Raw genomic sequence first — 11934 nt, 5'->3', positions numbered from 1 at the left:
AGCTTATACAAAAGGGCATCCGATCTCAAATCTGCCCTCGGATTTTGAGATCTTTGGCGCGCAGCGATTGTTTGGAATTATACCAAACGCTGTTATCATCATGCTGATTGTAATGGCAATTGCCTTTGTCATTTTGACGCAGACAAAGCTGGGGCGGTATATTTACGGAGTGGGTGACAATGAGGAAGCCTCTTTGATGTCTGGCGTAAATACAAAAAAGACCATTGTATGGGCTTATGTCTTTTGCGGCATCGCCTGCGGCGTCACCGCAGTGATGCTGACCTCCAGGTTGGGCTCGGCCCATCCCCAGGCGGCCGAGGATTATTTGCTGGATTCCATTGCCGCCGTATGGCTGGGAGGCACCGCTTTTAAAGACGGCGAACCGAACCTTGCCGGTACGCTGTTAGGCGCGTTGATCATTGGTACAATGGCCAATGGTTTGACCATTTTGAACGTTTCCTATTACTATCAGGATATTGCGACCGGTTTGATTATCCTTGCTGCCGTAATCGTTACCTCTATCCAAAAAAGTCATAAAAATTGATACTTACAGGAGGAAATTTATGAGAACTCTTGTCAAAAACGGTACAATCGTAACAGCAGACAGCGAGTATAAAGCGGATCTTTTAATAGTGGGAGAGAAGATCGCTGCTATCGGCACGGAACTGCCTGGTCCCTTTGACCATGTGCTGGACGCAGGGGGAAAATATGTCTTGCCGGGCGGCGTGGATAACCACGCGCATTTTGAAGCGCTGAATACCGACGGAGTTACCACCAATGCGGGCTATGACACATCGTATGTTGCCCTGCTGGGCGGTACCACGACAATTGTGGATTTTTGTACCAACGAGCCGGGGATGAACCTGGTGGATTCCGTTAAATACCGTCTTGATGTAAGGGCAAAGGGCAAAGTATCGCCGGACATTGCCATTCATGCTTGCTGTACGGATTACACGGATGAGACGCTGAAGGAAATTCAGAAGTTGGTAGATATGGGCGTCCCTACTATGAAGCTGTTTCTTGCTTATAAAGGAACGCCCTTGTACATGGACGATTCAAAACTATTGGCTTGTTTAAAAGAGGCCAAGCAGCATGGTATGACCATGATGGTCCATGCGGAGAATCCGGACGTACTGGATATGTGCCGCAACGAGATGGCGGAAAAAGGCTGTCTGGCGCCCAAATATCACTACATGACCCGCCCTCCTTATGGGGAAGCAGAGGCGGTTTCCAGAGCGGTGGCTTTTGCGGACGCCATGGAGTGTCCCTTATGCGTGGTTCATGTCAGTTGCGTGGAGGCCGGTGAAGTTATTCGGGCGGCTCGAGCCAGAGGCGCAGCGGTTATTGGGGAGACCTGCCCGCATTACCTGGTGCTGGACAAGCATAAGATGGACGATCCGGATTTTGATCAGGCCTGTAGATGGGTTTGCTCTCCCCCGCTGCGGGACAAAAAAGACCAGGACTATCTCTGGAATGCGCTAACCCATGATTATTTATCGGTTTGCGGATCGGACAATGCCAGTATTCCGCTCTATCAGAAGCACTGGGGAGAAGAGGATTTTCGGGCGATTCCCAATGGCTGCCCTGGTGCGGGAGACCGGCTGTATGCGCTATGGACCTACGGTGTGGCGGCGGGACGAATGACCCGTCAGAAATTTGTAGAGGTCTGTGCTACGAATCCTGCCAAAATGAATGGCCTTTATCCACGTAAAGGCACAATTCAAATTGGGAGCGACGCAGATTTGGTGTTATTCGACCCGGACTATCGGGGAACGATTACCTTAGAAACAAATCCTACGGGAGTGGAGTACAACGTCTTTGAAGGCTTGGAGCAGATTGGGAGAGCCGAGACGGTCCTCCTGAGGGGTAAGGTTGTAGTTGATCGGGGCAGATATTTGGGAACCCCGGGAGAAGGACAATTTATCCCTGGAAANCCCTATGGTTTGGGATATGATCTTCTGCGAAAGTAAATCCCATGAAGAAACAATGCGCCGTCATGGACGGCAACACGGCGGCCGCCCGCGTGGCCTGCGCCTTTACGGAGGCGGCGGCCATCTATCCCATCACCCCGCTGTCTCCCGTGGCGGAGAAGCTTCTCTGTGGGAGCAATGAAGCCGGCAGGATTAAGGGACACCTGACCCCCGCATGAACAGCATTGAATGGACCGAAAAGCATTCGTTTGCTCGCTCGGACAAGCTGCGGACCAGAAGGCCGGGGGCGAATCCCCTGGGATGTATTAAAAACACGGAAATTCGTTGAATTTCCGTGTTTTTGTTTCTGCGCTTTTTGTGCTGCTTGGCTTTGCGGCACCGGCCTGACCCAAGCCGTGACCTATACCAGAGCACGGAGCGGTTAGGGCCAGAGAGTAATGGTGGACCTTCACAACCAACGTCAGTTCCGCCGTCCGCCGGCGTCATTCCCAGCGCCTTTGGAACGCATTCACTCCAGGCGTTGGCAATGCCGATCACTGACCGCTTGAGATCTTCGGAAGAAAAGCCCATAGATTTCAGAGTGGCGCGATAATACCGATTTTGATGTCCACTCAATATTTTTTCTGCGTTCCAATGTGGGTCCTCCCTTAAAAGAGAGAATATTTCACTAATTCCTCTGTATTGTGGTTTGTTGTGAGTATAACGCCCTCATCCTCCCGGGCGAGAATCTGCGTGGGGGGCGCCCCCTCTGACTTCGCTCTGGACCGCTCCAGGTCCGGCAGATCATTCTGCTTTCCATTCAGCGTTCCCTGAGTGTTATCCCTCTGGCTGATTGCCGCCCGCTGCGCCTCTAAATGCTCCCTGACTTGTATTTTTAGGAAATCCAGCCGGTCCTTCCAGTGCTGAATCTGCTCATCCGCTGTTTTCTTATTGGGGTATTTTAACTGGTCCCGCAGTGCAGAAATAGCCGCATCCAGTTTTCCTGCCAATAGTCTATGTGCTGTAAGAGCATCTTCTCCTTGGGAAATAGCTTGATCCAGTTCCGCAGTTCGCTTCTCGGCCTGCTTCCTGCGTTTTTCTTCTTTCACATCATAGTCCTGCTTTGCGGCATCCAAATTGGCCTGGACCGGCGTCTCTGCCGGAAGCGGGGCAAATTCGTGTACCTGCTCTGCGCAAAACTCCGTATGGCAGACCGGACAGACCGCCTTGCTGTGCTCCGCCAGTTCTTTTCTCAGTCCCTCGGCAATCAAGCCGGTCTGTCCGCTGATAAACGCCTGATACAGCCTCTGGTGATTCCTCTCCGCCTCCGCAGCAGCCTCCGCCAGCACATCGACAGTTACCAGGGTGCCGACCTGACAGAGCAGAGCCGAATGACCTTGAGCAAGTGGCTCGGCAAGCGGTCGGAGAACATGGCGGAAACCCTGCGGCCCAACACGCTGAGGAACTGCCGCAGCTACGTCGAAAACCATATCAGGCTTGCCCTGGGTGATAAGCAGTTGCCCNGATCACACCGAAGGATGTCCGGCGGTTTTATGAGAAACTGAGTGACAGTCTGGCCAGCGGTACGGTGCGCCGCATCCACACCACGTTCCACGATGTGCTGAAGGCGGCACAGCAGGCCCCACCTGATTGCCAGTAACCCGACCGAGCAAATCACTGCTCCCAGGTTCAGTTAAGGGGCACAGCAGATATTGACAGACAAGCATCTGAAGATGTTCATGAAGGTCATCACAGGGGATGAAATCTGGTTCGACTTTTTCTACACCGAGCTGACCACAGGTCTGCGCCGGGGTGAGATCTGCGGCCTCAGTGGGAGGACCTCGACGAGGCCAACGGCACTCTAAAAGTTTGACGCACCGTCTACCGGGAAACTGGAGGCGGGCTGACTGCCGGGATACTAAGGCCAACGCCGGCACTCGTAAGATCGTATTGACCGGCAGTACGGTTACAGTTCTCTGTGAGCGAAAAAAGTCCGCCCTCACCGAATGGATATTCCCCAACCCGATGAAGCCGGAACAGCCCACTCATTCTGGCTCCGCATATCGGCAGCTGGAAGTCCTGCCGAAGCGGGCTGGCCTCCCGAACAGTCGCTTTCACGACTTGAGACATACCTTCGCCACTCATGCTCTGGCGTCGGGCGTGGATGTGAAACCCCTGTCCGACATCCTAGGCCATACCAGGGCGGCGTTCACACTGGACACCTACACCCACACCACTGGCGATATGCAGAAACGAGCCTCGGAAGCCATCGGCAACTTCCCGACAGATATTTTTGGAGAGGAGCTGAGACCGTGGGAAGAAAGCGCGAAAACGGCGAGGGAACGATCCGTCTGAGAAAGGACGGCCGCTGGGAGGGGCGGGTGGTCATCGGCTACGATGACAAGAGTCTGCCCAAAACGAAAATGTGCTGGCCAGGACCAAGGCGGAGTGCGTGGAAAAGCTGAACTCTCTGAAAAACGCAGTAACTCCAACAACCACTGTCAAGGTCAGAGCAGATATGCCCTTCGCCGAGTGAGTGGAATTTTGGTACTAAAACGACAGTGAGCCAATGCTCCGCCCCCAATTGGGCAGTGTTCCTCTGAACAAGGTAACGATGAATGACCTCCAGCAGCTCTTCAGCCGGGTGAGAAAGGAGGGACGTACACTGCATAAAAAATCCAGAGGCGGTGGTCTCTCGGACAATATGGCGCGCAATTGTCACAGCCTCTGCCACAGGGCATTGGAAAAAGCGGTAGCAGAGCGATTGATCGTAAAGAATCCAATTGAGGAATGCAAGGTGCCGCCAATCAGACGGAAGGAGATGCAGTTGCTCATCAGGGAGGAATTGCAAAGACTACTCATCCAGGCCGGGGACGAAGGTTACTACGAGGCGTTCCTTCTGGAACTGGCCACAGGACTCCGGGTAGGAGAATTGATGGCGCTCCAATGGAACAAAGCGCACCCGGGACATCTGCGCTGACACGGTGGAAGAATGTGAAAAGCTGCTGACAGTAATGATAACCGAGATAAAAAGGGAGGTGGCCGCTGAAAGGGAGCGGTTGAGGGCAGAGAATACGGCAAGCTGAACAGCACACGGCCCGCTGGGTACTCCCGGCGGGCTGGTTTTCTCTGTCTGTGGGCAAGGAGCGTCCAACCGTACCAAGCATACAGAACTAGTTACATGAATGGCAAAATTACGACAGCTAATCGAGATTTTCATGGCCATAAACCAGCCCTTATCCGCAGAGCAGCGTGTGCGCTGGTACAAACAAAGGAAGAAACCCTTGCGCGTTTAAAAATGCACTTTCAGCATCTATCTCCCTGATGGCTTTCGTATGAGGTTCACCTCCCGCAGTATCTTCGTTATTTCTCATGGGCCGAAGACGGGCCCATCTGTTTTTTTACCAAGCGCCATAGAGTCGTCCGGCTGATGCCAAGCCTCTTGGCGGCGGCGGTCTGGTTGCCGCCGGTCTCCTGGATCACCCGAAGGGCAATATCCTGGTTGATCTCTTCCAGCGTCCGGTTTAGGTCCAGGGGCGCCGCCGCGTTTTCCGCGCGCAGGTGGAACACGGCCACATGGCGCTCCTTTCGGAGCGTCTGCCGGACCTCCTCGGCGGTGATGAACTGCCCGGCGGCGGTGACCGCCAGTTCACCGATGACCCGGCGGAACTGCGTGTAATTATGCGGCCACTGAAAGCCCTGGAGCATTCGTATGGCCTCCGGCTCCGCCCCCATGATTTGGCGGGGCAGGTCCGCGTTGAGATGGCTCAAAGACAGGTTGACCAGGGCGGGGATGCGGTCCGCCATCTCCCGCAGGGGGGAGAGGCGCAGAGAAAGGCAGCAGAGCTTGTCGATGAACTGGGAGCTGATCTCGGACATGTGCTCTCCGGGCTGGCAGACACAGGAGAAGATCACCCGGTTCCTGCGGCAGACCTCCATCTCGGAGATCGCGGCCAGGAGCTGGGAGCGCCGCTCCTGGCTCAGGCTGTCGGCGCTGGCGAAATAAATGGTGTTTCCCTCGTCCGCCAAGGGGGAGTTATGGTGCTCCAAAAGAAAGGACCAGCTCTTATCGTTCAGCAGGCTGCAATGGATGGTCACCAGGGGATTGTTCCGCAGAGGGCCGCGCATATAGATCACGCTGACAATGGACTCCTTGCCCGTGCCGTCCTCGCCGGTGACCATGACCGGGGCGGAGCTTTCGCTGATGCGGTCGATTTGCTCCTGGGAGTCGTTGACGGTGCCCGCAAAGCTGAAGATGCTGCTGTAATACGCGTCCTCCGCCTCCGGGCGGGTGGCAAAGCGGATGCCGGTCTGATTGGGGGAGAGGGGCGTCCTGCGGGCGTCGAAAAAAAAGGCTGTATATACGTGGCCCTCTGTGGCGGCGTGCCGGGAGCGGATGTTGTAGATCATCCCGCCGAGGTTTCGGGTAATGCGGCGCTCCTCCGTCCGCCGGGACTCGGGCAGTTCCCGGCGCAGCATCTCCAAAAGCTCTGGCCGGAACTCGCTTAGTGTGGAGAGAAACAGGCGGTCCTCGCTGTCGAACACCACGGTCTGGCTGAGCTGGCCCTGGATCAGATCCCGGAAAAACAGATTCTCCGCCCGGAGCTTTTGCTGGCTGCGGCACAGCAGGATGGCCTGGTCAAAGGCCCGGCGAATGCTGTTGATCCCGGAGACGATGAGAAAGGAATTCAGCCCCAGGCGCTTGGCCGTGGTATCCGCCACCATGTCGCAAAGGACGGTCTGATACTGCTCGTCCCGGATCTTCCGCATGATCTGCTCCACGGTCTCCGGAAAGTCATAGGTGTAAATGGCCATGTCGTAGCCCATCAGGTCGCACAGCCGCCGCGCGCTGCTGGAGATGTTGGCCGCGCACACGATGGCGATCTTCCCCGTCAGGCCGTCGGTCAGCTTCAGGGCGCAGAGCAGGTCATACACGGTGAGGTCAATCTCGATAATAGGGAGCGCCAGATTCTGCCGCAGCATGTCGGCGGTGCCGCCCCGGGAGATGACCACGTCGTAGTTGCCATGAAAGTTGCTGCGGGCGATCTCCAGGCCCTCGTCCCGGTCCCCCACGAACAGCGTCAGGTCGATCTGGGGATATTCGTCCTGAAGGGAGGCCATCAGATGCTTCATGCCTTCATAAGGGGCGATGCCCAGCGCGCGGATGCGGTGCTCCATAAACAGACCTCCGATTGTTTCAAAATCGGATATATTATAACAAATNCACAAAAACGGCGCAACGCTTTTTTCGCTAGTTTCAAAAATAAACGGTTTTTACGCAAAGCTCTGTAAACTAGAGCGTGAAAAGACGGAAGCCTTGCAGAAGAACTCCAAACACAGGACTCGAATTCAAAACGTTTCAAATGTAGACGCATAGGGGCGTGGATATGATAAGATTTCTTATGATCGCGGATGACTTCACCGGTGCGCTGGACAGCGGCGTCCAGTTCGCGGCCCGGGGCGCCAGGACCCGCGTGGTGACGGACCCGGCGTACGATTTCTCACAGGCGGAAGAGGACCTCCAGGTCCTGGTCCTGGACGCCGAGACCCGCCACCTGACGCCGGAGGCCGCCTATGGCGTAGTGTTCCGGGCGGTGGAAGGCGCCTTGAAAAACGGATTTACTTACATCTATAAAAAGACGGACTCCGCCCTCCGGGGCAACGTGGGCGCGGAGCTGACGGCGGTGCTGGACGCCGCCGGGGCAGACAGCCTGGCGTTTCTTCCGGCCCTGCCGGGGATGGACCGGGTCACCCGGAAGGGCATCCACTACATCGACGGCGTCCCCGTAGCGGAGAGCGTCTTTGGCCAGGACCCCTTCGAGCCGGTGACCGCCTCCTCTGTGACGGAGATCATCGGCGCGCAGTCCAAAACCCCGGTGGTGCTCCACGAGACCGGCGCGCCCGGGGAGGAGCCCCCCCGCCCCGGCATCCAGGTCTATGACGCGGAGACCGACGGCGATCTGCTGCGCATCGGCCGGGCACTGGGAAAAGAGGGGCTGCGGCTGAGCGCCGGGTGCGCGGGCGTTGCCTCCGTGCTGGCGGAGCTGCTGGAACTGGAGGGAACCCCTCCGGAGCGGCCTTATTTGGTCCCGTCCCTCTTTGTGGCCTGCGGCAGCGTGAACCAGGTGACCCTGCGCCAGATGGAGACGGCGGAAGCGGCGGGCTTTGCCCATGTCCACCTAACTCCAAAGCAGAAGCTGGAGACAAGCTGGCTGGAGACGGAGGACTGCGCCGCCGCCGCGGCCGCCTGGCTGGGAGACGCCGGAGAAAAGAAACGCTTTATTTTGGATGTGAATGACCCCGCAGGCCGGACGGACACGGCGGACTATGCGAAAGAGCGGGGCCTGACGGCAGAGGATCTCCGGGTCCGCATTTCGGGGCAGCTGGGCCAATTGGTCCGGCGGCTGCTGGATGGAGGACTGGACGCCACGCTCCTCTGCACTGGCGGGGACACGCTGCTGGCCCTGATGCGGGCCGTGGGCGTGGCGGAGCTGGCGCCGGTGTGCGACCTGGACGCCGGGGCGGTGCTGACGGATTTCGTGTATGCGGGAAAGGCCTATCATATTATTTCAAAATCCGGGGGCTTTGGAGAGCCGGACCTGTTTATCAGGCTGGCCAAGTCCATCGGCGCCGGAGATCACGAGGAGGAAGCGGTATGCTGACAAAATACGAATTGAAAATGCCCCGCGCGGTCTACAGCGGAGAGGGCGCCCTGGGAAAAATTCCGGAAATCTTCGCCGCCAACGGGGTAAAGCGCCTGGTGGTTTTCACCGACAAGGGCATCGAGGGCGCGGGACTGCTGGAGTTTCCGATGGCGGAGGTAAAGAAGACCGGCGTGGAAGCCGCCGTCCTGGACGACCTGCCGGCGGAGCCCTCCTATCTGGAGGCCCAGAAGCTGGTGGACCAGTGCAAGGAATGCGGGGAGGACTTCATCATGGCCGTAGGCGGCGGCAGTGTCATGGACACCGCCAAGCTGGCCAGCATCCTGATGACCGGCGAGTACGGCGTCAAAGAACTGCTGGATGAGCCCGGCCGGGCCAGGAAGTGCATGAAGACCCTGATGATCCCCACCACAGCGGGCACCGGGTCCGAGGCCACCCCCAACGCCATCGTGGCCGTGCCGGAAAAGCAGCTGAAGGTGGGCATCGTCAACACGGAAATGATCGCGGACTATGTGATCCTGGACGCGGTGATGATTAAGAAGCTCCCCCGGAAAATCGCCGCCGCCACCGGAGTGGACGCCCTGGCCCACGCCATTGAGTGCTTCANCAGCAATAAGGCCAACCCCNTCAGCGACCNTTTCGCCCTCCAGGCCCTGGACATGATCCTAAACAATATTGAACAGGCCTGCGACGACCCGGAGGCCATGGACGCCAAGAACACCATGCTCCTGNCCAGCTTCTNCGCGGGCGTNGCAATTACGGCTTNCGGCACCACCGCCGTCCACGCCCTGAGCTATCCCCTGGGCGGCAAGTACCACATCGCCCACGGCGTGTCCAACGCCATCCTTCTGGCTCCGGTGATGCGCTTCAACGAGCCCGTCTGCCGCCCCCTGCTGGCCAAGGCCTATGACCGCTGTCTCAAGGGGGACGCCAAAACCGAGGAGGAGAAGAGCGCCGCCGTCATCCGGCGTCTGGAGGGCATCGTAAAGCACCTGGATATCCCCACCAGCCTCACGGAGTTCGGCGTGCCCAAGGAGGACCTGGAGTCTCTGGTCGCCTCGGGCATGGAGGTGACACGGCTGCTGGTGAACAACATGCGCCAGGTTACCCCCGGCGACGCCCGGAAGATTTATCAGGAAGTCCTGTAAAGAAATTTTTATAAGGAGAGAGTTCCCATGAAGCATGTCGAGATCAAAGGCATCATCCCCCCGATTCTCACTCCCATGAACGCGGATGAGACCATCAACGAGCGGGAGCTGCGAAACCAGGTCAACCGGGTGATCGGCGCGGGCGTCCACGGCATCTTCCCCTTCGGCACCAACGGCGAGGCCTATGCCCTGACCTACGCCGAGAAGGAGCGGGTTCTGGACATCGTGATTGAGGAAACCCGGGGCCGGGTCCCCGTTTACGCCGGTTCCGGCTGCATTACTACCCGGGAAACTGTCCAGCTGAGCAAACGGGCCGAGGCCCTGGGCGCGGACGTGCTGTCCATCATCACGCCTTCCTTCGCCGCCGCCTCTCAGGATGAGCTGTACGCCCACTATATGGAAGCCGCTGCCGCAGTGGATCTGCCCATTGTCCTCTACAACATCCCCGCCCGGACGGGCAACGCCTTGGCTCCCGCCACCGTGGCGCGTTTGGCCAAGGACGCTCCCAACATCGTAGGAGCCAAGGACTCCAGCGGGAACTTTGACAACATGAAGCAGTATGTAGAGCTTACGGNGGTCCTGGACAAAGAGTTCAGCGTCCTCTCCGGGAACGCCTCCTTGATTCTGCCCATCCTGCTTTTCGGCGGCAAGGGCGGCGTGGCCGGCTGTGCCAACGTCTTCCCCCACACCATGGTGGAGATCTACGAGGCCTGGGCCGCCGGGGATCTGGAGCGGGCCAAGAAGGCGCAGGACAGCATCCGCCCCTTCCGCGCGGTCTTCAAGTACGGCAACCCCAACACCATCATTAAAATCGCGGCGGGCCTCCTGGGCAGCCCCGTGGGCGACTGCCGCAAGCCCTTCTGCCGNCTCTACGCCGAGGGCATGGATGCGCTCAAGAAGGTGCTGGAAACCTGCAAGGCCAACGGCCTGCATTNATGAGGAGGTAAGGAACGATGAACAAACCCATCCTGGGCATCACCATGGGCGACCCCTTCGGCAACGGCCCTGAGATCACTGTCAAGGCCCTGGCGGACAAGACGCTCTATGACCGCTGCCGCCCCCTGGTGGTGGGCGATGTCTCTGCCATGGAGTACGCCGCCAGGGCGGCCAAAAAAGTCTCCGGCATCGACATGAAAATCCGGGGCATCCGGTCCGTCGGCGAGGCAAACTATGAGTACGGCGTTATCGACGTGTACGATCTGGGGCTGGTCAAGGCCTCGGACATCCCCGGCGACCCGGAGAATCCCAAGCCCTTCGGCCTGGGAGCCACGGCCCTGGGCGGCGAGGCGGCCTTCCAATACGTCAAGAAGGTCATTGAGCTGGCCATGGCGGGCGAAGTGGACGCCACCGTCACCAACGCCCTGAGCAAAGAGGCCATCAACATGGCGGACCACCACTATTCGGGACACACGGCAATCTACGCCGACTACACCAAGACCTCCAAGTACACCATGATGCTGGCCCATAACGAGCTGCGGGTGGTTCATGTCTCCACCCATGTCTCNCTCNGGGAGGCCTGCGACCGGGTNAAGAAGGACCGGGTCCTGGATGTAATCCGCATTGCAAACGAGNGCTGNAAAGCCATCGGCATCAAAGAACACNAAATCGCGGTGGCCGGACTGAATCCCCACTGCGGAGAGAACGGCATGTTCGGCCAAGAGGAGATCGAGGAGATCCAGCCCGCCATCGATCAGGCCATGGCCGAGGGAATCATCATTCCCGAGAAAAAGCCCACCCCGCCGGACACCGTCTTCTCCAAGNCGCTGGCCGGCTGGTATGACATCGTCGTCGTCATGTACCACGACCAGGGCCACATTCCCCTGAAGGTCAAGGGCTTTGTCTACAACAAGGCCGAGGGCCACTGGGACGCCGTGGCGGGCGTCAACGTCACCCTGGGCCTGCCCATCATCCGGGCCAGCGTGGACCACGGCACGGGCTTCGGGCACGCCGGAGACGGGCACGCCAACGAGCTCAGCCTGGTCAACGCCATGGACTACGGCATCCGGATGGCCAACGCAAAGGCCAAACCGTAAACCGTCTTTATCCGGCCCAATGCCGGTGAAGAATACGACTTTATCCACAAGTATCAGAAAGGAAGAAATGAAATGAAGAAAGTATTTGCTTTGCTCCTTACCCTGAGTCTGGTGCTGAGCCTGGCCGCCTGCGGCGGTGACAGCGGCAAGACCGACGCCCCCGCCGACAGCGGTTCTTCCG

The 11934-nt window shown here is 58.3% G+C and carries 12 protein-coding genes; 10 read left to right on the top strand and 2 right to left on the bottom strand.

Annotated features, from left to right (window positions below; translation table 11 throughout):
- The 3 genes from JX325_RS07695 to JX325_RS07685 form a co-directional block, all read left to right on the top strand.
- Positions 1 to 544: ABC transporter permease (locus JX325_RS07695; protein WP_204790579.1), on the top strand; the 544-nt coding region annotated here is incomplete at its 5' end.
- Between the two features lie 19 nt (positions 545 to 563).
- Positions 564 to 1970, top strand: coding sequence for a dihydropyrimidinase (hydA, locus tag JX325_RS07690; protein ID WP_204790578.1), 1407 nt, complete (start codon positions 564 to 566; stop codon positions 1968 to 1970).
- Between the two features lie 5 nt (positions 1971 to 1975).
- The gene (locus JX325_RS07685) at positions 1976 to 2149 is read left to right on the top strand and encodes a hypothetical protein (RefSeq protein WP_204790577.1); all 174 of its coding nucleotides are present in this window, start codon (positions 1976 to 1978) and stop codon (positions 2147 to 2149) included.
- Between the two features lie 429 nt (positions 2150 to 2578).
- Here JX325_RS07685 and JX325_RS18075 read toward each other — a convergent pair whose 3' ends face one another.
- Positions 2579 to 3400, bottom strand: coding sequence for a hypothetical protein (locus JX325_RS18075; RefSeq protein ID WP_243413983.1), 822 nt, complete (start codon positions 3398 to 3400; stop codon positions 2579 to 2581).
- A 222-nt stretch (positions 3401 to 3622) separates the two neighbouring features.
- On the opposite strand from JX325_RS18075, the gene JX325_RS18070 reads away from it, so the two are divergent.
- From JX325_RS18070 to JX325_RS07670, 3 genes are all read left to right on the top strand, one after another.
- A complete protein-coding gene (locus JX325_RS18070; RefSeq protein WP_243413982.1) occupies positions 3623 to 3775 on the top strand; it encodes a hypothetical protein in 153 nt (50 codons plus the stop codon).
- A gap of 160 nt (positions 3776 to 3935) precedes the next feature.
- On the top strand, positions 3936 to 4265 hold the full coding sequence (locus tag JX325_RS18065) for a tyrosine-type recombinase/integrase (protein ID WP_243413984.1): 330 nt from the start codon (positions 3936 to 3938) through the stop codon (positions 4263 to 4265).
- Between the two features lie 259 nt (positions 4266 to 4524).
- Positions 4525 to 4890 (top strand): hypothetical protein, encoded by a 366-nt coding sequence (locus JX325_RS07670; protein ID WP_204790575.1) that lies wholly within the window; start codon positions 4525 to 4527, stop codon positions 4888 to 4890.
- A 383-nt stretch (positions 4891 to 5273) separates the two neighbouring features.
- Here the strand turns inward: JX325_RS07670 and JX325_RS07665 are convergent, their stop codons facing one another.
- Complete coding sequence (locus tag JX325_RS07665; protein WP_204790574.1) at positions 5274 to 7088, bottom strand: sigma-54-dependent transcriptional regulator; 1815 nt, start codon at positions 7086 to 7088, stop codon at positions 5274 to 5276.
- 209 nt (positions 7089 to 7297) lie between these two features.
- On the opposite strand from JX325_RS07665, the gene JX325_RS07660 reads away from it, so the two are divergent.
- From JX325_RS07660 to JX325_RS07645, 4 genes are all read left to right on the top strand, one after another.
- A complete protein-coding gene (locus JX325_RS07660; RefSeq protein WP_204790573.1) occupies positions 7298 to 8572 on the top strand; it encodes a four-carbon acid sugar kinase family protein in 1275 nt (424 codons plus the stop codon).
- On the top strand, positions 8566 to 9720 hold the full coding sequence (locus JX325_RS07655; RefSeq protein WP_204790571.1) for an iron-containing alcohol dehydrogenase: 1155 nt from the start codon (positions 8566 to 8568) through the stop codon (positions 9718 to 9720). The genes JX325_RS07660 and JX325_RS07655 overlap by 7 nt, the downstream gene beginning before the upstream one ends.
- Before the next feature lie 27 nt (positions 9721 to 9747).
- Positions 9748 to 10659, top strand: coding sequence for a 4-hydroxy-tetrahydrodipicolinate synthase (gene dapA, locus JX325_RS07650; RefSeq protein WP_204790569.1), 912 nt, complete (start codon positions 9748 to 9750; stop codon positions 10657 to 10659).
- A 14-nt stretch (positions 10660 to 10673) separates the two neighbouring features.
- A complete protein-coding gene (locus JX325_RS07645) occupies positions 10674 to 11753 on the top strand; it encodes a PdxA family protein (RefSeq protein WP_204790567.1) in 1080 nt (359 codons plus the stop codon).
- Positions 11754 to 11934 lie beyond the last annotated feature (181 nt).

The sequence above is a fragment of the Oscillibacter sp. CU971 genome (assembly GCF_905219725.1).
Taxonomy (GTDB): Bacteria; Bacillota; Clostridia; order Oscillospirales; family Oscillospiraceae; genus Oscillibacter.
Note: the sequence above shows the minus strand (reverse complement) of the source record. Positions and strands in the feature narration are given on the sequence as shown.